A 20,547-nucleotide genomic window follows, 5' to 3' on the forward strand; every position below is an offset into this window, starting at 1 on the left:
AAAAGCATAATTCCAGATTACTGACAATATTTCTAAAGTAGCGTTTTTTTTCATCACTGACCAGCATAAAACATGACGAACTACTTTTTTCCTACTACTTTTAAAGAAGATTAATTTATTCATGGAGTGAATAAGGTGAAATCAAACCGACACATACTTGTAGTAGATGACTCCAAAGCAATTTTAATTGTTATGCAAGCCATATTGAATGAGCTCGAGATAACAAATATCACAACCTGCTTAAGTGCAGCTGATGCGTTGGAGAAAATCAAAAAAGCACCCCATTACTTTGATGCCGTATTTACAGATTTAAATATGCCAGATATGGATGGTATGGAGCTTATTCGACACTTAGGTGAAATGAAATACAATGGTGCGATAGCCATTATTTCTGAAATGGATCCAAAAGTCATTGATTTAGCGGCAGATTTGGCACGTAAGCATAACGCCCACCTGATTGGCAACATTTCAAAACCTGTACAATTGAATCAGGTTTATTTATTGCTGCAAAAGCTTGAGCATTTTTCTGTTCACATTGAACGAACAAAATCACCTATTTCAGAGTCGCTGCTTTTGCATGCGATAAGTCACAATGAAGTGCTTCCTTACTATCAGCCCAAAATCAATCGCCATGATAATCGGGTAGAAAGCATTGAGGTATTGGCACGTATAAACACCAGTAAAGAAGATGAAGTCGTCTTGCCTGATCGATTTATCTGCATTGCTGAAGACTTAGACCTCATTAACCTCATCACTTTTCAGTTATTCGAAAAAGCAACCAATGACTTTAATGAGATAAAAGAGCATTTTGATCCTAACTTAAAACTGGCATTTAATTTATCCCCTTCCCAGTTAGAAGACTTAAGCTGCCCTGATAAGTTGGCCCTAATCCTACACCTTAATAAGCTCACTCCCAGTGAAGTAATACTAGAAATAACAGAACAATATGCTTTACGAAGTGCGGCACAGCTAGAAACGCTTAATCGCTTACGCATGAGGGGCTTTGGCATATCCCTTGATGATTTTGGTACAGGTTTTACCAATGTGCAGCAACTAAAAACGCTGCCCTTTACTGAAATAAAAATAGATAGAACCTTGATCAGCAATATTGAAACCGACCAATTTTCACAAGTTATCGTCAGTAGTTTAGTAAATATTGCTATACAAGAGGACTTATCGATTGTTGCAGAGGGAATCGAGCGCGTTGAAGAGCTTGATTACCTTGATAGGTATAAAGAGTTTATTCTTATGCAAGGTTTTTTACTATGCCGACCAAAATCCAAAGACGACTTTTTAAATTGGTCTTTATCATGGCGGCAAATGGTTAAAACAGCAGCTGGCTATAGGCGTTAAGGCTGACGCTTATCATCACTGACAATCGTATTGCTACTTTCTAGGCGCTGTCGCCAACGCTGCTTGGCGACATGCTGCATATTGGCTGACTGATCATGTTCATCAACTATTTCGAGGCCCATCAACGCTTCAATGAGATCTTCAAGCGTGACAATTCCCTGCACATCCCCGTACTCATCCACGACTAGGCAAATATGAGTGCGTTCAGTCAACAGTGTTTCAAGCAAGGTTGGCACGTGTAATGTTTCCGGCACAGTATAGATAGGTTTTACTAACTTACTGATTTTATAGTCTTCACCTAATCGGTGGTAAGCAAGCATAATATCGTTCTTATGCACAAAACCAATAATGTCATCGCCATTTTGATCATACACCAGTACACGAGAAAATGACGAAGAGCCATATTCAGACAAGTACTGATTAACGGTTAAGTCTTTATGTACTTTGAACAATACAGTACGTGGTGTCATGATCGTATCGAGCTTAGCGTGGCGAAAGTGTAATAAGCTTCTTATTATTTCAGATTCATCCTGACCAAGCGCTCCCGATTCCGTTCCAATATCCGCCATAGCCTCAATTTCTTGACGAATATAATAGGCTTCATCGTAATTGCGACCCAAGAAACGAGTAAGAATATCTGCAAACCAGACAAAGGGTTTTAACATAAACACCAAGCCAACTAAGCCAAGGCTGACAATAGGCGTGAGAGCGCGCCAATAATTAGCGCCTAATGTTTTAGGGATGATCTCAGACAGCACCAACACTAATAATGTCATAATAGCTGATGCAACGCCCACGGCGGCATCAGAAAAAACCACGGCTGCTTGAGCCCCAACTCCCGCAGCACCTGCGGTATGCGCAATGGTATTGAGAGTTAAAATAGCGGCAAGCGGCTGATCTATATTATCTTTAAGTTTAGAGACACGTTTAGCTAAATGAGGCTGTTGTTTACGTATTAATGCAACATAGCTGGGCGTAATGCTTAATAACACCGCCTCCATCACAGAGCACAAAAACGAAATCGTAATGGCGACGACCATGTAAACAAGTAAAAGTGTCACTATCTATCCTCACTTTGGGGTAACTTGCTCACCTTAACAAGTGTATGACTTAACCTCAAACCCTGATTGCATTCTAACGCAGAGCACTTTTTGGCTTTTTTAGCGCGTGCTATATTAGCTCAAATTACCGACTATAGGCTCAATTATGACGTTTAGAAGAACTTGGCAGAATAAGTCTACCCATTTAAAAATAACACTTGGTGCATTCGTACTCAGCGCCTTAAGCACAACCTCTTTGGCTGACCCAATCGACAAATCAGCCATTCAGTTTATTGGCCCACTTGCAGAAGATATGCAACTTAAGCCGTATCAAACCGATCATCGAGATACCATCATCGCAAACTTATTGCCAAGCTTACAAACAAGCAGTGACAGTATACATTTGTTTGGTAATGACGTTGACTGGCAAGCATTCGACAAAGTGAGTGCGTTAACTCTTGGTGGGTTACAAGCACTTAAATTCACAGCCTCAACAGATCGATTCAGCCAAGGCACATTGACCTTAAAAGGCATTGAAAACGCTCAGCTATTCATTGATGGCGAAAAACAAACAGAAAAAAATCAAGCCTATGAATTAGCCTTAAGCCAAGGCGATCATCAAATTGTTATCATTACGGAGCAAGTCGCAAACTGGAATCAGGTTGAGCTTGATTTTACGGCTAAATCTGAACTAGACGCTTTACAATTTAGCGCTAAACAGCAACATGGTTTATCGGCTAAGCAATTATTCGATGCGCCAACAATTAACTTTGTGTCAATGGCACCCAATGGCGATTATTTCATCACTAGCAAACGTCATTACGAAGATGCCACCGCCAATCAAGCTCAATATGTTACAGAGCTTAAAGACGCCAAGAATAATACTTTGTATCGTTTCGAGTCAGCTCAGCCAAGTAATATAACTTGGAGCCCTGACAGCAAACGTTTAGTGTATCTATTAAATGGTGAGCTTAAACGCTTAAATCTAAAAACCATGCAGCTGAGTGTCATCGCTAAAAACCTCTCTGGAGCGAACGGCTTTCAATTTTATGACTCAAACAGCTTGATCTTTAACTGGTCAAAATCACCTGAAGATAATGGTAAGCTCACTAAGCACTATCAAGGCCTACAAGATCGCTGGTCGTATGCTCGTACGACATCGCAAGTCTATTTGCTCGATATTGCCACAGGTCTTAGCAAAATAGTAAGCCAAGGCCCACTTAGCCACTCACTTGAAGACTTTGATGCCAAACGTGGCAGCATATTAATGAGTCGCTCAGCACAAGCTATGCAACTATCACCCGAGCCTGCAACTGAGCTGGTTGAATTAAACCTAGCTACATCAGCGCTGAATGTACTTGGCCAATTTAAAACCTTTAATCAGGCTAAATACACAAACGAGGGGATTTATGTAACGGCAGGTCCTGACTTTAACAATGGTTTAGGGCGTAACCTACCACAAGGCATGCTTGCTAATAACTACGATGGGCAACTTTACCTGTTAAGTCGGGACGGTAAAAAAGCCACAGCGTTAAGCAAAGAATTTACCCCTGCAATTGGCCAGCTCAATGTACTTGAAAATGGTGATGCACTTATAAAAGTTACAGAGCAAGATACAGTACAACTTTACCAGTATGATCTCAGTAAAAAGCGCTTTAATAAGGTGAACGCTGGCTTTGATGTTGTTGAGCAATTTAGTTATTCAAAAGAACGCAACCCCAGCATTTTGCTCACTGGCACTACAGCTTCAACACCTCAGCAACTGAAACAACTAAGCCTAGGTAAAAGCCGCGCGAAAATATTATGGGATTCAAAACCGATCGCCTATAAAGATACTGCCATTGCCTCACTTGAAGAGTTTAACTTTACCAATAAAGACGGTATTGAAATTAAAGGCCGCGTTTACTTGCCGCACAACGTAGATAAAAGCAAAAAGTACCCTGCACTGGTCTATTATTATGGCGGTACATCACCTGTTACTCGTGGTTTTACAGGTCGCTATCCATTTAACTTGTGGGCTGAGCATGGCTACGTTGTTTATGTTGTGCAACCAACGGGCGCAACAGGCTTTGGCCAAGAGTTCTCAGCTAAACACGTAAATGCATGGGGTGAGTACACCGCGAACGATATCATCGATGGCACAAAAGCGTTTTTAAACCAGTATCACTTCGTGGATAGCAAACGTGTTGGCAACTTAGGTGCGTCCTATGGTGGCTTTATGACTATGCTACTGGCTACCAAAACGGATATGTTTAGTGCTTCAATCGCCCATGCTGGCATTTCTAATATTACGTCGTATTGGGGCCAAGGCTGGTGGGGGTACTTATACTCTAACGAGGCGTCTAAAAATAGCTACCCTTGGAATAATCCAACCCTTTACAGCCAACATAGTCCTGTTTTTCATGCCGACAAGGTGACCACACCATTATTATTACTGCATGGTGATTCGGATACGAATGTACCGGTTGGAGAAAGTCACAATATGTACACGGCATTAAAGTTACTAGGAAAAGATGTCGAACTCATTGAGTACAAAGGCGCAGACCATCAGATATTTGCACGCGACAAACGCTTTGATTGGTGGGACACCATGCTCGCTTATTTCGATAAAAATCTAAAAGAGCAGCCACAATGGTGGCAATACCTTTACGCTGAAAAGTAGATTTTTATATAGTTGAGTACTACAAAAGTACTCAACTTTTCTTTCACTTTACGACACCTAACTAATTAAATTGTAAGAAATAGTTATAAACCTATCCATTACACTTCTCACTCTTTGTCATACAGTGCTAACATAACAACAAATCAAGTGTGAAATAGAAGCTAATGACTATTCAAGTTTTATTGGTTGAAGATGATGAGCTACTCGTCAAACGTATTCTCAACCATTTTAAAGAGACTGAATTTGAGATTGAGGTAGACTCAACAGGCGCCGATGCACTGAGCATTGTGCAATCTCGCGCCCCTTCACAAAATGCAATCTCTTTAGCTATCATCGATATAGTACTGCCCAAACGTGATGGTCTGCTATTAGCAAAAGAACTCAATGCGCTCACAGAAATTGGCGTAATTATGCTATCAAGCAGAGACTCTCAAGCCGATCGCATTGCAGGGCTTGCCCAAGGTGCAGATGATTACATATGTAAGCCCGTAGACTTACTTGAACTCGAACTTAGAATGCGTGCACTTCACAAACGTCTCAAGAGCTCTCAAAACGATGATGAAAGCGAAGAGTTTATTGAATATGCCGACTTCAAGTTACACCCTGATAATCGAACCTTGATTACCCCTAACGGTGAAGAGTCGCGCCTAACAGAAGCTGAACACAAGGTACTTATTTGCTTAATTGCAAATGCAGGTAAAGCAACATCACGTGAAAAGATCTCAGAAGAGATTGGCCAACCAGATTGGAGCCCTAGTGATCGCACCGTCGATGTATTGATTGGTCGACTACGTAAAAAATTAAGTGATGAAAAGGATCAGAAGCGTATTGTTACAGTGCGTGGTAAAGGTTACATGTTATCGATTTAAGCTTTTAGAGTTGCGTTAGCTGACTAATTAGCCGCTCAAATGCCCGATAATTTAATGCTTCTTTTAGTTCACTTAAGGTTATATTTGGCTGAGCTTTTAAATCGCTGATGGTGCGTGCCACTTTAATCACCCGATGATAAGAGCGAGGCGATAAAGCCAGTTTTTCACTGGCTTTAGCTAAAAACTGAAGTTCTGCAGGTGCTAAAATACAGTACCGATTCATTTCTTTATTATTCAAGCGCGCATTCACTTTGCCTTGTCTTTCAAGCTGAATTGCGTAGGCACGCTCAACACGTGAGCGAACTTGCTCGCTGCTTTCTTCTATTTCAGTACTTTGTAGTTGGCTACTGGTCAATCTTGGCAACTCAATTTGTAAATCAATACGATCGATAAATGGCCCAGACACCCGAGATAAGTAACGTAGCACTTGATCAGGCGTTGCTCGCTTATCTGTATGGCTACCTGTTGGGCTTGGGTTAAGAGCTGCAATCAACTGAAATTGCGAAGGGAACTCCATTTGCCTCGCAGCTCTTGATATCGTTACTACGCCCGTTTCCATAGGTTCACGCAATGAGTCGAGTACTTTTCTCTCAAATTCAGGCAGCTCATCTAAAAAAAGCACTCCATTGTGGGCTAATGAAATTTCCCCTGGCTTTGGGTTTGACGAACCACCAACAAGCGCGACCGCTGAACACGTATGATGAGGATTGCGAAAGGGACGCTCCCGCCAATTCGCTAAATCGACTGATTGACCAATAATTGAATAGAGGGCTGCGGTACTAATCGCTTCATCGTCAGACATTGCGGGCATAATTGTCGGCATACGCTGTGCGAGCATAGATTTACCTGTCCCTGGGGGGCCTAAAAATAGCAAATTATGCCCACCAGCAGCTGCAATTTCTAATACTCGTTTCGCGCCTGGTTGCCCTTTAACATCGCTTAAATCGAGAAGAGATTCTCTATCTAATTCCTGCTCTGGGTATTCAATATTCAAAGGAAGGGGTTGCTGGTTAAGTAAATCGTTCCAGACATCCTGAATAGAATATACTGCTTTTCGTGCGACCCCTGAAACAAGACTCGCCAAGGAGTCATTATCGGCAGGAAGAAAGCAACAACGGCCTTTGTCTTTAGCACCGAGCACGGAAGGCAAAATCGCATTCACACCTCTTACTTCCCCATTTAAGGCAAGCTCACCATAAAATTCATAACGATGAATATCGGGACAACTAATCTGCCCTGATGCCACCAAGATGCCTACGGCGATGGCTAAATCAAAGCGCCCTCCCTCTTTAGGCAAGTCTGCGGGCGCTAAATTAACAGTGATCCGCTGATCAGGAAAGCCAAACTGTGAGTTTTCAAGTGCGCTTCTTACGCGATCTTTCGCTTCCTTCACAGATGTTTCGGGTAGACCAACTATATGAAAAGCCGGTAAACCATTACCTAAATGCACTTCAACTATAACTTCAGGTGCTTGTACGCCTATTTGTGCACGAGAAAAAATACGAGCTAATGACACGTTTAATCTGTCCCTATAACAAGTCCTAAGTTATAGTTTAATCAGAATATTTAAAAATATGCAACGTTAGCCGCCATTTCATCGCCGCCAGTCGTAAAACAAGCGTCACTAGCATTGCAATCACCATCGCAAGCTCTGTTACAAAACCAAAAGAAATACCCAGCGTATAAGCGACTCCGCCTGCAATACAGGTAATTGCGTATAACTCACCTTTCAATAGCATAGGCATATTACCTGCGAGCACATCACGGATCATGCCGCCGAAGCAACCTGTAATAACGCCCATAATAATAGCCGTTGTATCAGGCATACCTGCCAACATTGCTTTTTGAGCACCCATAACAGCAAAAAATGCTAGGCCAAATGCATCTGCTATCTGTAGCGTATTAAATTCAATCGAACGCTGCTTATTAATTAAACGTGTAGTAACAAATACCGAAAATAAAATAGCCCAAAAATAGCTTTGATCATGTAACCAAAAAACAGGAACATCTAGGATTAAATCACGTAACGTACCACCACCAATTGCCGTTACGGTGGCAAGTACAACAACCCCAAAGCCATCCATTTTTTTATCATAGGCCAGCAGCGTACCTGATACAGCAAATACAGCCACGCCAATTAAGTCAAACCAGTGGTAAAGTTCAGTCATACTTGTAACTAAAAAGTAATTTTACCTACCTTGTAACATAAACTTTTCAATCTTTTAAGAGAAGATTATGCAAGTCACTAAACGTAGCAGAAGGAAAATATTAATCTGTTTAATAAAGAGAACTATTTTGAAGCAAGAAACCATATTATTAGCAGACAATGATTTCATATTATTGCCTATTAATACAAACATTATGATGAGATAAAAAGATTTTTTCGATCCTCAAGAGCATCTTCACTTTCTATAGGCGTAAAAAACACGCTTTCACGTGCCTATTATGTAATTTCAGTTGGTTGCGGGAGCTGTGAACTTTGAGGACGAACCGACGACCTTTAGGTTATAAGCCTAAACACCTGAATTTCAGGCATAAAAAAACACGCTTTAGCGTGTCTATTATGTAATTTCAGTTGGTTGCGGGAGCCGGATTTGAACCGACGACCTTCGGGTTATGAGCCCGACGAGCTACCAGGCTGCTCCATCCCGCGCCTGAAATTATTAAGCTTATTTTACTTCTCACTTAATTTAAGAAGTCAGCCAATTCAAAGAATTGGTTGCGGGAGCTGTGAAGGTGAAGAGTGAATGCCTCACGCCGTGACGACGACCTTTATAGTTCCAATATTACACCAATCTTTTAAAAATTGGTTGCGGGAGCCGGATTTGAACCGACGACCTTCGGGTTATGAGCCCGACGAGCTACCAGGCTGCTCCATCCCGCGCCTGAATATTAAGTTTGTTTTACTTCTCACTTAATTTAAGAAGTCAGCCAATTAAGAAAATTGGTTGCGGGAGCCGGATTTGAACCGACGACCTTCGGGTTATGAGCCCGACGAGCTACCAGGCTGCTCCATCCCGCGCCTGTATGTTTAGAGTCCCAGAAGCCGGATTTGAACCGACGACCTTCGACTTCAGGTATTTGCGAGTCCGACGAATGATTTATCATTCTGCTCCATCCCGCGCCTGTAATCTCTAAGTAACAACAGCATGTTATTGATGCCTTGTTTCGAAGAGAGCGCTATCATATAGCAATAAGATTAGAAATCAAGAGTTATAGTAATAAAACACCACCAAACGAACAAAAAGCACACAAAGTGCTGTTAAAAAGCTCGTTGGTGAGGACTTATCATTTTTTGCCACTCCCAATCAGGGTGGCCCATAACGATAAAATCTGGGTTTTCTGTGCTTTCTCGTTGATTGTAAGTTAAAGGATTAAATTCAGCATCCGTAATGCAGCCACCCGCTTCTTCAACAATCACTTGAGATGCGCCTGTATCCCACTCACCTGTTGGCCCTATGCGTAAAAAACAATCCGCTTTACCTTCTGCAATAATACACGCTTTTAATGAGCATGAGCCTAATGCGACCGTTGCGAATTGGGTATTTAAATACTGACTTACCGCTTCAATTTTTTGTCGACGACTCACAGCTAAAGTTAAATTATCAGGTGTTGCAACCGAAATTTTCTGATCTTGGCCATTTTCACGCTTAAACGCGCCTTGCTGATAAGTTGCAAAATAAGTAACGTGCTTCGCTGGCCAATGGATAACACCTAATACTGGACGATTATTTTCAATCAGTGCGATATTAACCGCAAAATCACCACTTTCTAAAATAAACTCCCCCGTACCATCCATGGGATCTAGCAACCAGTATTGCTGCCAATGCTTTCTGTCAGCAAGTGCAGGGATTGGCGTTTCCTCTGACATAATAGGAATATCTGGTGCCAACGCTTTTAATCCTGCCATCAATACTTCATTTGATGCTAAATCAGCTTTAGTTACGGGCGTATGATCGGACTTTTGCTCGGCACCAATATCATCTTGCTGATAAATAGCCATAATGGCATCACCTGCTTGTTCAGCTAGACGAATGCAAGGCTCTAAAAAATTACTCATTGGTAGCTCCCGACTCTAAGTACTTTGTTAATAATAGCAAAGCTGCAACACTTCGTGCTTCTGTAAAGTCCTCTTGTTGCAATAAAGACGGCCAATCACTCATCGGCCACTTCACAACAACAAGTGGCTCAGGTTCATCACCTGGTAAGATTTCAGGGTAGAGGTCTTCGGCGTACAAAATATGCATAGTGGCATTAAAGTAACTTGGTGCCATGCTGACTTTTTTAAGGGCGGCAAAATAGTTAGCACCAAAGCCTACTTCTTCTTTAAGCTCACGATTTGCTGCTTGTTCGGGAGTTTCACCTGGATCAATTAAGCCTTTTGGAAAGCCCAGTTGATAATCATTAGTGCCAGCACAATATTCTCGCACCAATAACAGCTCGTTATCAGCCGTTACAGGCACGATCATGACGGCACCTCTTCCACCACCACGAATTCGTTCGTATTGCCTTTGCTCGTTATTTGAGAACTTCAGCTCAAGGGATTCAACGGTGAACAGTCGACTCTTAGCGACAACTTCATTAGACAAAATTTGCGGTGGTGTAGGATGCTTTTTCTGTGTCATTGGCATTAATTTGCTATCATGGCAGTTATGCTCATCATAAATCTTTTAAAGTGAATTGCCTATGTTAAATTGGTCAAAAATCGATACTGTGTTGTTAGATATGGATGGCACCCTACTCGATTTGCATTTTGATAATTATTTCTGGCTTACTGTTATTCCCGAGCAATATGCACGTAAACATAAAATCAGTTTAGACGCAGCAAAAGCTGACATTTTGCATCGTTATCAACAAGTTCATGGGCAAATTAATTGGTACTGCTTAGACTATTGGCAACAACAACTCGATTTGCCAATAATGTCGCTAAAACGTGACATTCAACATTTAATAAAAGTGCGTGATGACGTACCGCCATTTCTAACTGAGCTTAGAAAAGCTGGTAAGCAATTGATCATGCTCACTAACGCGCACCCAGATTGTGCCATGTTAAAGTTTGAACACACTGCTATTGATAATTACTTAGATGGGGTAATTTCAACTCACCAATATGGCGTGAGTAAAGAGCATCAACCATTATGGCAACAAGTACATCAAGAGTGGAAGTTTGATAAGAAACGGACTTTATTTGTGGATGACAGCCCTACCGTGCTCGATGCGGCAAAAGAGTTTGGTATTGGCCATATTCTTGCGGTTGCCAACCCTGATAGTCAGCAACCGCATAAGCAGTTCGATGGCTTTTTATCGACCATCGATTTTCGCGAATTTATACCCGTTGAATAATACCAATTCGCTTAATTAAGTAGTCTATTTTGAGGCAATAAAACCTTGTTGATAGCAAGGCAAAAATTTCGTTATTTAGTTGTTCTAAATCAGAAATTTTTAACGCAGCTAGCGACAGGTTTTATCCCTCAAGATGATTAAGTATTATTGCGGATTGGTATTACTTCGGGTAACGCTGCTCCAAGCCTTGATAAACAAGCTTTGCGAAATCAGCATGCTCTGTATCTAGGCTTTTAACTACTTCAACTAAGTGTTCGTTATCTTCTTGGCCGTTCCACACTTTGATATAACTACCGTCTTTGTAGCCATGGTCTTGGCGGAAGAAGTTCAAGGTATTTTTACCAACGTAGCCGCGGTATAAATCATCAATATCCATACCGATTTTCGCCATACAACCTGCAAATGCAGCGGCATTAAAACGCTTTTCAGCGACTGCTGACGCAGCTAATTGCTCTAGTGTTTGTTTAAAGTCATCCGCTTGAACTGGCGCACTTAATTCCGATTCAAGTTGCGCGGCTAATTGCTCATAGCTGGTTTCACCATCAATGCGTAAAGATAAACCAAAATGGAAAATATCAACTAACTCTAAAATAACTTGTTCGGTATCTGGAGTTTGTTTTTTCCACCACTTCCAACCATAGTGATCAAGCATTTCAGCACACTCAACCCAAATTGCACGATACCATTCAAAACCTTGGCTAAACCATTGCTCATGAACTTTGGTATTCATCGCATTTTGCATTTCGAGCATAACAACGAGTTTTTGTAAATTAGCAGACATTTTTTATCCCAACTTGCATTTTTTATTTGCCTATATACTACAGTTAAATTTGGCATTGATGAAATAAAAACACCTATAAACAGGTCGTTTGTAAAATCGAGAAAGAATCATGAAGGATCCTAATGTTTAGATCACTACTTATTACTGCATTACTTGTACTATCTAGCCAAGCAATTGCAGCTACAGCAACGAATATTGCAAACTCAGCTGAGCAAGTTAGCCCATTACTGCCAGGCTTAACTATGCCAAGTGTTGACTTAAAAGATCAGTTTGGAAAAAGCATTTCTTTAGGTGAACGTTTTAAAGAAAAAACCACGGTATTAATTGTTTATCGTGGCGGTTGGTGCCCATATTGTTCAAGGCAATTAGCCAGTGTGCAAAAAATTGAAAAGCAATTAGCAAGCCTCAATGCACAAATTATCGCAATATCGCCAGATAGCCCAGAAAAGCTAGCTGAAAGCAAAATATCTTCCCCAAACTATCAACTTTTATCTGATGATAGTTTGGCATTGAGCCAACAACTAGGATTGGCATTTTATCTGGATGATAAAACCGCAAAAATCTATCGTAATAAACTTGGCGTTAACTTTGTGTCGCTAGATGGCGAAGCAAAGGTGGCTTTACCTGTACCTGCTGTTTTTGTGGTTGACACAAAAGGGTTAATTCACTTTCAGTATGCTAATCCAAATTATAAAGTACGTTTAACTGAAGACTTATTACTTGCAGCTGTTAAATCAGTCAATGAACAATAAACTAGCCACTGATAAGCAGAACCTGTTTCTGCTTATCGCCCTTGCGTAAACTCTTGCCAAGATTCAATTAAATCAACAAAGTCTTCAAAACCACAGCCACTGCATAAGCCCTCTTCTTCAAGCATTAAATCATCATCTTGGTAGGCGACTAAGTCTTCGTTGTCTTGATGTAGTGCATGGGCTTCAAATAATGCTTCGTCTTTACTTAAAATCAAATCAATTTCTTGGCCTTGCAAGGTTAAAGGCTCATGACTGCTCTTCACTGCAGCAATTAAAGCTTGCACCATTGCGACTTTTTCTTTACCGATTTCTTCATTCAGCCAGCGACCAATAACGCCGTGCTCAGAAGAGATTTTAATGCGTAAACCACTAATTGGGTCGCGGATAAATTGATATTCCATGAAGAGTACTCGTAATACGTTATTACGCTAATTATACCGTTTACAGCTAAACGTAGCGAGTTTTGCGGCCTTAAACAACACGAGCGCCATAGTGGCGCTCGTGTTTATGCTATTTAAAACAGCTAGAGTCGTGATTTAAAACGAGCAGCATCAATAATTGCCCACAAATAGACAATCGGCAGTAATACAAAACCGATCGCAACATAAATTAGCGCGCCACTGATAACCCATGCTAAAAAGAATGCAATCGCCGCCATTAAACGACCTTGTACCAATTGTCCTAAACCAGGAAAAAAGATATTACATATTGCTGCGATTACATTACCGCCAGAACCTTGCTCTGCCATACTAACCTCTGTAGTTTTTAATGATTATACTTTTTATAAACACACTTTATGCCAACTTATTATGACTTACAAATCAAAGTGTTAAAAAATACCGTTATTTTGATTTTAGTTCTTTTTGCTAAAAATCGGTCAAATTCACAATTTTTATTTACAATTTTAATGACTTGCCAAAATAGCTGTTTATAAAAACAGTATTTTATTTAGCCTTGCATAAACACCTGTTATACTCCACCCATTATAGATTGAAAAGGCGTAACGATGGACGTTTCTGAATTACTCGATGGCTTAAATGACAAACAACGGGATGCAGTCGCAGCCCCATTGCAAAATATGCTAGTACTTGCAGGTGCGGGTTCTGGTAAAACTCGAGTACTTGTTCATCGCATCGCATGGCTCATGCAAGTTGAGCAAGCTTCTGCATACAGTATCTTTGCGGTAACCTTCACTAACAAAGCCGCGAAAGAAATGCGAACTCGTGTAGAAGAAACCTTAAAAGCACCGGTTGGTGGTATGTGGATTGGTACTTTCCACGGCTTATCTCATCGTATTTTACGCGCCCATCACCGTGAAGCGAACTTGCCTGAAAGCTTTCAAATTTTAGATTCTGACGATCAACAACGTATGATCAAACGCTTACTTAAAGCGATGAACATCGATGATAAAAAGTGGCCAGCAAAACAATTTGGTTGGTATATCAGCGCGAAAAAAGATGAAGGTCTACGACCTAAAGACATTCAAGCCTACGATGTTAATGAACAGATGATGCTAAAAGTCTATGCTGCATATCAAGAAGCGTGCGACCGTGCTGGTTTAATCGACTTTGCAGAAATACTGCTGCGCTGCTACGAAGTACTTAAAAACCACCCAACACTTTTACGTCACTATCAACAGCGTTTTGCCCACATGCTGGTAGACGAGTTCCAGGATACCAATACTATTCAGTACGCTTGGTTAAAATTACTCGCAGGTAACACTAACAGTATTATGATCGTAGGTGATGATGACCAAAGTATCTATGGCTGGCGTGGCGCAAAAATAGAGAATATCAAACGCTTTTTAACTGACTTCGAAGCCGAAACCATTCGCCTTGAACAAAATTACCGTTCAACGGCAACAATCTTGAAAGCATCAAATGCGCTGATCAAAAACAATGCTGAACGCATGGGCAAAAGCCTTTGGACAGACGGCAATGATGGTGAGCCTATTTCTGTTTACGCTGCGTTTAATGAATTAGACGAAGCGCGCTTTGTCAGCAGCAAACTACGTAGTTGGCTAAATGCAGGTAATGCATTACAAGATGCCGCGATTTTATACCGTAACAACGCACAATCTCGTGTACTCGAGGAAGCGATGCTACAAGAAGGTTTAAAATACCGTATTTACGGCGGTATGCGCTTCTTCGAGCGCCAAGAGATCAAAGATGCACTTTCGTATTTACGTTTAGTGGGTAACCGTCAAGATGATGCCGCTTTCGAGCGCGTTATTAACACCCCTGCTCGCGGCATTGGTGATAAAACACTAAGCCACATTCGTGATTGCGCGCGTAATGAGTCATTGCCACTTTGGTATGCCGCAAAAGCTATTATCGAGCAGCAACACTTATCTGGCCGTGCAGCGAGTGCCGTCACTAAATTCTTAGAGCTTGTTGAGCATATCGAAGATAAGATCAGCGATCTCACCTTAGAAGAGCAAGCGAAATACGCCATTCAAAGCTCGGGGTTAATGGCAATGTATCAAGCTGAAAAAGGTGAAAAAGGCCGTGCCCGCGTAGAAAACTTAGAAGAACTTATTAGTGCTTGTGGTCAATACGAACTCCCTGAAGATGAAGAGTTCAGCTCACCACTACAGGGATTTTTGGCTTATACCTCACTAGAGTCTGGCGAAGGTCAAGCTGACGAGCACGAAGACGCGGTGCAAATGATGACACTGCACTCAGCAAAAGGCCTAGAATTCCCTCTGGTGTTTATGGTTGGTGTTGAGGAGGGCATGTTCCCATCACAACAAAGTAATGAAGAGTCTGGCCGTTTAGAAGAAGAACGCCGCCTATGTTATGTTGGTATGACTCGCGCGATGGAAAAACTATATATTAGCCATGCAGAAAGTCGCCGTTTATACGGCCAAGAAAAGTACCACAGCCCATCACGCTTTTTACGTGAAATGCCTGAAGACTGCATCGAAGAAATCCGAATTAAAACACAAGTTTCAAGACCGCCTGCTGCAGGTCGTTTTAGTCCATCAGTAACCCATGCTGCATTTGAAGATAGTGGCTTTAACTTAGGACAACGCGTCTTACACGCCAAGTTCGGTGCAGGAACCGTACTCAATTACGAAGGTAGCGGCGCACAGTCACGTATTCAAGTGAACTTTGATGACCTAGGCAGCAAATGGCTTGTAACACAGTATGCAAGACTTCAAGCCTTATAATGAGTATATAACAGCACTGTGTAATGAGCTGGTGATTGCAAAGCATCGCCAGCTTGTCATTGTGCAAGGCAGCGAAACTTGGTGCCATCAGTTTGCAAACCAATTAGCGCTTAAAAATACCTATGTTTTAAGCGCTAGCTCACTATTAGCGAATAGTAAGTTTCCAAAACATGCTCATCAAATTCTTGGCCAAGAGTTTCAACACGCTATTTTTGATGGTTTTAGCGGCTTATATGCCGATAAACTAGCCGCGCTTGCAGGTACCGTAAAAGCAGGTGGTGTACTGATACTTTTGCTGCCCGATGACGATAAGTGGCAAGACCCAGCACTCACAAGTATTACCTCTTATGGCGAAGTGATTCAACACAGCTTTTTTAATCAGCGTTTTTTCGCCAAGCTAAAATTGCAGCCACATTATTTTACTGAGCACTCGCTTCCTACTTACCAATCCATTTCGCCAGCAACTGCTGAGATAAATTATCAGCAACAACAAGCATGTGTTGAGCAAATTATTAAAACCGCAACAGGGCGCGCTAATCGCCCATTTGTGATCAGTGCAGACCGGGGTCGTGGTAAGTCAGCTGCTTTAGGGCTTGCAGCTGCAAATCTTCAAGATAAAAAAATCCTTATTTGTGCCACCCAAGCCAAGGCCGTACAAACAAGCTTTAAACATTTAGCATCTGAGCTTGGTATAACTAAAGAGCAAAATTGTAAGCAACTAGCTAACCTTAGCTATATTGCGCCAGATACACTCCTACATGAAAAACCTGACTGCGATCTGCTATTTGTCGACGAAGCAGCGGCGATTCCGGTTCCTATGCTATTACAGATCCTGAAAAGCTATCCGCGAATCGTATTTGCTAGCACTATGGTTGGTTATGAAGGAAATGGTCGAGGTTACACGTTACGTTTTTTACAGTACTTACGTAGTCAATTTAAATCACTAAAGACTATCACTTTGGATGAGCCAGTTCGCTTTGCTAAACATGATCCTTTAGAAAATAGCCTACGCAAACTATTATTACTCGATGCAAAGTACCCAAGCACGCAAAGTAGTGAGCCATTCCAATTTGCAAACATAAGCAAAGAACAACTCGTTGATGATGAGCAACTACTTAGCCAAATAATGGCATTACTGGCGCTGGCTCATTACCAAACCACAGTGAATGATTTACGCCAACTGCTTGATGCGCCCGAGTTACAACTGTCTATCTGTAAGCAAGAAAATGCACTAAAAGCAGTTTGTTTGGTGGCTGTTGAGGGTGGTTTAACGGCTAAGATCGCAGAACAAGTTAAAATAGGTAAGCGCAGACCACATGGCCATTTAATGGCACAAACCATTACTCAACTGAGCCAGAGTACAGAAGATTTATGTAAACGCTCTGCAAGAGTTGTGAGAATAGCTGTCGCACCAGAGTGTCATCAACAAGGTATAGGTTCAGCCCTATTAAATTACTGCGAAAAACAACTAGATAATTGCGACTATTTCGGTGCGAGCTTTGGCGCAAATGCATCCTTGGTTAAGTTTTGGCAAAGTAATGGTTTTAAGGTCATTAAGTTGGGTTTTAGCCACGATAAAGCAACTGCGGAACATTCGGCTTTAGTCATAAAGCCACTTACCCGCCAAGCGAAGCACTCAGCCACACAGCTCATTGGTGAGTTTAAACACGACTTCTCGTTACAACTTTTAGGCCACTTTAGTCACTTACCTTGGCAGCTGATTGCTGAATTATTACCCCATTTTCCACAAAGCGAATGTCCAACTGTATTATTAAGCAGGGCTGAGCGCCTTATAAATTCTGAATTTTCGTTATTTAATGCTCAACCCTTACTGTGGCAACTGATCTGGCATACACCAATTAGTCTAAACTTGCTCAATCAAGATACAAAATTCATACTTATTCGGCTAATATTACAACAATCCTGTACCGATCACTTCATTAGTGAAGCAAATCTGTCCGGAAAAAAAGAATTAAACACACAATTCAAAGCCGCAGTGCAAGGTTGGTATGCTCACTTTAAACTTCTCAATAATATCGACAATTAAGAGCATATTGTTATCTCTTTCACTTTTATCCACTTTGGGTCATGCCGAAGACACTCTCCCCCCTATAAAATTAGGTATGTCTACAGCATTATCAGGGCCAGCAAAAGAAATTGGCGAGCAATTAGCTTTCGGCAGCAATATTTATTTCGATAAGATAAATGCTGATAGCGGTATTAATGGTCAAAATATCAAGCTGATAATTGCTGACGACGGTTATGAGCCAAAAAATACGGTTGTAAATACACGGCAATTTTTATTTAGCGACAACATCCACGCAATATTTGGTTCAATGGGAACACCGACTGCACATGCCATTAAACCTTTGCTTGATAGGCATCGAACTCCCTTTCTGATGCCCTTTACAGGTGCAGATTTCCTGCATAATGATTCAATGCCGAATGTATTTAACCTACGTGCAAGCTATCAAGATGAAGCGTCTGAACAAATTGATTATTTAGTAAAAGAACGTCAGCATGAGAAAATTGCTTTAATGATTCAAGCTGACGAATTTGGTTATGTTGTTGAAAGTAATTTAATTTTAGCTTTAGAAAAATATGAAATAAAACCTATTGAAGTTGCCCGATTTAAACGTAATAGCGAAGATATTGCAAAGGCACTAACGCAACTTAAACAAAGTAAAGCGACTGCAATCTGTATGGTAGGTACATACAAACCGTTAGCTGAGTTTATCAATAAAGGCTATCAGCAGGGTTTCACACCCGACTACACCGCCGTTTCTTTTGCATCAAGCCATGAACTATACAAGCGAATTAAGCATCCAAGCAATATTATGGTCACCGAAGTCGTCCCCGATCCTAATCGGTGTGATAACGCTTGGTGCGTGCAATTCAATGAAGACATTAAGCCCTACCAAAGGAAGGCAAATCGCATAATTTTTGAAGGTTATCTAAATGCAGTGGCACTGGTTAGTGCTGCTCAAAAGTGCTCTCCCCCTTTAAATAATCAATGCTTACTTTCCAAGTTAAATGCACTATTTGAAGAAGATACTGACTTCGCAAAGTTATTTAGTGAGCAGACTGGTAATAGTGATAAAAAAATTTATCGCTCATATTTTAAAAGTAATCAAGATTAACTACTGCTAAATCAGAATAATGTTCTATGCTTTAAAGACTTAATAAGGCTTTGAGGGAAATATGGATCTGATTAATTTTCGTGTTGGGCATAAGACCATTTCACTTAAAATACTCGATATTCTTCTAACAGAACGTTACGAAAATAACCTAACGTCCCTACCTAATGAAAATAAAAGCTTTATTGGCGTTAAAGACTATATGGATACACCCACTCCTATATTTGACTTAGGAATTGTACTTAATAACCAATCGACTCATAAAACAAATGCTGCGTTAACAGATTTATTAGCTGAGAAAGAAAAAGAGCACCAACTCTGGTTAAATGCACTAGAAGAGAGCCTGCTCACTGGTGCTGTGTTTACACAATCAACCGATCCTGACAAATGCGCTTTTGGCCGGTGGTATAATAGCTTCAAAACAGACAATGAAGACTTGCAAAACATTCTTAACAAATTTGATACTCCCCACAGAGCACTACATGCAATGGCTGGTGAGTTACTCGAATTACAAAAGAACCTTCCTAAAGATAAGTTAATCCATATATTTGAAGAAAAAAAGAGGCACATCTTTAACCAACTAATACGTTTATTTGAGTCTGCTAGAGAACAGATAATCCTCGACTATAAACCGATTATTATTTTCACTACAAAGGATGGCATCACACCACATATAGGATTACTGGTTGATAAAGTAGAAGACAACATCAACGTTAAAAAAGAGGATATTAAACCCTTAGATAAGTTAACGTCCGTCGGCTTTGATGTAGACCCACAAACCAAAAATATGATGCGCGGTTTAATAAAAATGAAAAATAAGCATACGTTACTCATTGACCCAAGCGCTATATTTCGCCCAGAACATCTGAGCAACCAAGAAGAGGAAGAAACTGAGGCCTACGGCTTATTTTAGTGACCTTAATGGCAGAGGTGGACGGTATATGCCATTTCACTATCCATGGGTTGTCTGTTCGCTCATAGAGCGCGATATAAAATCGCGACGACAAATGCGTTGGGGTGGCCTTGTCACGTAGCAGATGTATGGACTCCTCCCCATTAACGGGAGAGTACGGTATAAAGAAATTGCAAAACATCTTTTACCAATTAAGGAGTCCATACATGACACAGTCTAATTTAATTGCTATTGATTTAGCAAAAAACATTTTCCAAGTTGCGCAGTTTCAAGGTAATAAACTTAAATTTAATAAACAAACCAACCGCAAAGCATTGCTTGAATTATTAGTTAAAGCAAAACCATCCGTTGTTGTTATGGAAGCATGCGCAAGCGCTCAATATTTTGCACGTACTGCGCAATCCTTTGGTCATAAAGTCATGTTGCTTGACCCTTTATTTGTTAAAGCATTTAGACAAGGTCAAAAAACAGATGCAAACGATGCTATTGCGATAGCCATTGCTAGTAAAGTGCCTAATGTCCGCA

At 40.9% G+C, this 20,547-nt stretch carries 18 protein-coding genes and 3 tRNA genes; 10 read left to right on the plus strand and 11 right to left on the minus strand.

Going from position 1 to position 20,547, the window contains the following annotated elements; translation table 11 throughout:
* Positions 1 to 126: 126 nt before the first annotated feature.
* Positions 127 to 1,353, plus strand: a complete 1,227-nt coding sequence (locus L3V38_RS15005) for an EAL domain-containing response regulator (RefSeq protein WP_130151460.1) — start codon at positions 127 to 129, stop codon at positions 1,351 to 1,353.
* On the opposite strand, the gene L3V38_RS15010 is transcribed toward L3V38_RS15005, so the two are convergent.
* The gene (locus L3V38_RS15010; RefSeq protein ID WP_130151459.1) at positions 1,350 to 2,414 is read right to left on the minus strand and encodes a hemolysin family protein; all 1,065 of its coding nucleotides are present in this window, start codon (positions 2,412 to 2,414) and stop codon (positions 1,350 to 1,352) included. The genes L3V38_RS15005 and L3V38_RS15010 overlap by 4 nt on opposite strands.
* Positions 2,415 to 2,559: 145 nt before the next feature.
* Between L3V38_RS15010 and L3V38_RS15015 the strand changes: the two genes are divergently transcribed.
* A complete protein-coding gene (locus tag L3V38_RS15015; protein WP_237119887.1) occupies positions 2,560 to 5,055 on the plus strand; it encodes a S9 family peptidase in 2,496 nt (831 codons plus the stop codon).
* Between the two features lie 164 nt (positions 5,056 to 5,219).
* Complete coding sequence (locus tag L3V38_RS15020) at positions 5,220 to 5,924, plus strand: response regulator transcription factor (RefSeq protein ID WP_130151457.1); 705 nt, start codon at positions 5,220 to 5,222, stop codon at positions 5,922 to 5,924.
* Between the two features lie 4 nt (positions 5,925 to 5,928).
* On the opposite strand, the gene L3V38_RS15025 is transcribed toward L3V38_RS15020, so the two are convergent.
* From L3V38_RS15025 to nudE, 7 genes are all read right to left on the minus strand, one after another.
* Positions 5,929 to 7,440, minus strand: a complete 1,512-nt coding sequence (locus L3V38_RS15025) for a YifB family Mg chelatase-like AAA ATPase (protein WP_130151456.1) — start codon at positions 7,438 to 7,440, stop codon at positions 5,929 to 5,931.
* Positions 7,441 to 7,477: 37 nt separating this feature from the next.
* Complete coding sequence (locus tag L3V38_RS15030) at positions 7,478 to 8,092, minus strand: trimeric intracellular cation channel family protein (RefSeq protein ID WP_062568185.1); 615 nt, start codon at positions 8,090 to 8,092, stop codon at positions 7,478 to 7,480.
* Positions 8,093 to 8,500: 408 nt separating this feature from the next.
* Positions 8,501 to 8,577: transfer RNA gene (locus tag L3V38_RS15035), tRNA-Met, on the minus strand.
* Positions 8,578 to 8,731: 154 nt separating this feature from the next.
* Positions 8,732 to 8,808, minus strand: a tRNA-Met gene (locus L3V38_RS15040).
* A 61-nt stretch (positions 8,809 to 8,869) separates the two neighbouring features.
* Positions 8,870 to 8,946 (minus strand) — tRNA-Met (locus L3V38_RS15045).
* A 240-nt stretch (positions 8,947 to 9,186) separates the two neighbouring features.
* On the minus strand, positions 9,187 to 9,984 hold the full coding sequence (gene cysQ, locus L3V38_RS15050; RefSeq protein ID WP_237119888.1) for a 3'(2'),5'-bisphosphate nucleotidase CysQ: 798 nt from the start codon (positions 9,982 to 9,984) through the stop codon (positions 9,187 to 9,189).
* On the minus strand, positions 9,977 to 10,549 hold the full coding sequence (gene nudE / locus L3V38_RS15055; protein ID WP_237119889.1) for an ADP compounds hydrolase NudE: 573 nt from the start codon (positions 10,547 to 10,549) through the stop codon (positions 9,977 to 9,979). Before nudE ends, cysQ begins: the two co-directional genes overlap by 8 nt.
* Positions 10,550 to 10,610: 61 nt before the next feature.
* Between nudE and yrfG the strand changes: the two genes are divergently transcribed.
* A complete protein-coding gene (yrfG, locus tag L3V38_RS15060; protein WP_237119890.1) occupies positions 10,611 to 11,267 on the plus strand; it encodes a GMP/IMP nucleotidase in 657 nt (218 codons plus the stop codon).
* Between the two features lie 160 nt (positions 11,268 to 11,427).
* Here the strand turns inward: yrfG and L3V38_RS15065 are convergent, their stop codons facing one another.
* On the minus strand, positions 11,428 to 12,048 hold the full coding sequence (locus L3V38_RS15065; RefSeq protein ID WP_237119891.1) for a dUTP diphosphatase: 621 nt from the start codon (positions 12,046 to 12,048) through the stop codon (positions 11,428 to 11,430).
* A gap of 122 nt (positions 12,049 to 12,170) precedes the next feature.
* On the opposite strand from L3V38_RS15065, the gene L3V38_RS15070 reads away from it, so the two are divergent.
* The gene (locus tag L3V38_RS15070) at positions 12,171 to 12,800 is read left to right on the plus strand and encodes a peroxiredoxin-like family protein (protein ID WP_237119892.1); all 630 of its coding nucleotides are present in this window, start codon (positions 12,171 to 12,173) and stop codon (positions 12,798 to 12,800) included.
* 32 nt (positions 12,801 to 12,832) lie between these two features.
* On the opposite strand, the gene L3V38_RS15075 is transcribed toward L3V38_RS15070, so the two are convergent.
* The gene (locus tag L3V38_RS15075; protein WP_130149109.1) at positions 12,833 to 13,201 is read right to left on the minus strand and encodes a YacL family protein; all 369 of its coding nucleotides are present in this window, start codon (positions 13,199 to 13,201) and stop codon (positions 12,833 to 12,835) included.
* Positions 13,202 to 13,323: 122 nt separating this feature from the next.
* A complete protein-coding gene (locus tag L3V38_RS15080; protein WP_130149110.1) occupies positions 13,324 to 13,548 on the minus strand; it encodes a hypothetical protein in 225 nt (74 codons plus the stop codon).
* 258 nt (positions 13,549 to 13,806) lie between these two features.
* Between L3V38_RS15080 and uvrD the strand changes: the two genes are divergently transcribed.
* The 5 genes from uvrD to L3V38_RS15105 form a co-directional block, all read left to right on the plus strand.
* Positions 13,807 to 15,972 (plus strand): DNA helicase II, encoded by a 2,166-nt coding sequence (gene uvrD, locus L3V38_RS15085; RefSeq protein WP_237119893.1) that lies wholly within the window; start codon positions 13,807 to 13,809, stop codon positions 15,970 to 15,972.
* Positions 15,950 to 18,019, plus strand: coding sequence for a GNAT family N-acetyltransferase (locus tag L3V38_RS15090; RefSeq protein ID WP_237119894.1), 2,070 nt, complete (start codon positions 15,950 to 15,952; stop codon positions 18,017 to 18,019). The genes uvrD and L3V38_RS15090 overlap by 23 nt, the downstream gene beginning before the upstream one ends.
* Positions 17,982 to 19,112, plus strand: coding sequence for an ABC transporter substrate-binding protein (locus tag L3V38_RS15095; protein ID WP_267136391.1), 1,131 nt, complete (start codon positions 17,982 to 17,984; stop codon positions 19,110 to 19,112). The genes L3V38_RS15090 and L3V38_RS15095 overlap by 38 nt, the downstream gene beginning before the upstream one ends.
* 61 nt (positions 19,113 to 19,173) lie before the next feature.
* The gene (locus L3V38_RS15100) at positions 19,174 to 20,022 is read left to right on the plus strand and encodes a CZB domain-containing protein (RefSeq protein WP_237119896.1); all 849 of its coding nucleotides are present in this window, start codon (positions 19,174 to 19,176) and stop codon (positions 20,020 to 20,022) included.
* A 206-nt stretch (positions 20,023 to 20,228) separates the two neighbouring features.
* Positions 20,229 to 20,547: transposase (locus L3V38_RS15105; protein ID WP_346729916.1), on the plus strand; the 319-nt coding region annotated here is incomplete at its 3' end.

This window comes from Pseudoalteromonas sp. L1 (assembly GCF_021728095.1).
In the GTDB taxonomy this organism is placed as follows: Bacteria; Pseudomonadota; Gammaproteobacteria; order Enterobacterales; family Alteromonadaceae; genus Pseudoalteromonas.

Coding starts and splice junctions, on each gene's coding strand:
- L3V38_RS15095 (WP_267136391.1), top strand. CDS start 17,982: ATGCTCACTTTAAACTTCTCAATAATATCGACAATTAAGAGCATATTG.
- L3V38_RS15020 (WP_130151457.1), top strand. CDS start 5,220: ATGACTATTCAAGTTTTATTGGTTGAAGATGATGAGCTACTCGTCAAA.
- L3V38_RS15100 (WP_237119896.1), top strand. CDS start 19,174: ATGGATCTGATTAATTTTCGTGTTGGGCATAAGACCATTTCACTTAAA.
- uvrD (WP_237119893.1), top strand. CDS start 13,807: ATGGACGTTTCTGAATTACTCGATGGCTTAAATGACAAACAACGGGAT.
- nudE (WP_237119889.1), bottom strand. CDS start 10,549: ATGACACAGAAAAAGCATCCTACACCACCGCAAATTTTGTCTAATGAA.
- yrfG (WP_237119890.1), top strand. CDS start 10,611: ATGTTAAATTGGTCAAAAATCGATACTGTGTTGTTAGATATGGATGGC.
- cysQ (WP_237119888.1), bottom strand. CDS start 9,984: ATGAGTAATTTTTTAGAGCCTTGCATTCGTCTAGCTGAACAAGCAGGT.
- L3V38_RS15030 (WP_062568185.1), bottom strand. CDS start 8,092: ATGACTGAACTTTACCACTGGTTTGACTTAATTGGCGTGGCTGTATTT.
- L3V38_RS15075 (WP_130149109.1), bottom strand. CDS start 13,201: ATGGAATATCAATTTATCCGCGACCCAATTAGTGGTTTACGCATTAAA.
- L3V38_RS15080 (WP_130149110.1), bottom strand. CDS start 13,548: ATGGCAGAGCAAGGTTCTGGCGGTAATGTAATCGCAGCAATATGTAAT.
- L3V38_RS15070 (WP_237119892.1), top strand. CDS start 12,171: ATGTTTAGATCACTACTTATTACTGCATTACTTGTACTATCTAGCCAA.
- L3V38_RS15015 (WP_237119887.1), top strand. CDS start 2,560: ATGACGTTTAGAAGAACTTGGCAGAATAAGTCTACCCATTTAAAAATA.
- L3V38_RS15065 (WP_237119891.1), bottom strand. CDS start 12,048: ATGTCTGCTAATTTACAAAAACTCGTTGTTATGCTCGAAATGCAAAAT.
- L3V38_RS15090 (WP_237119894.1), top strand. CDS start 15,950: ATGCAAGACTTCAAGCCTTATAATGAGTATATAACAGCACTGTGTAAT.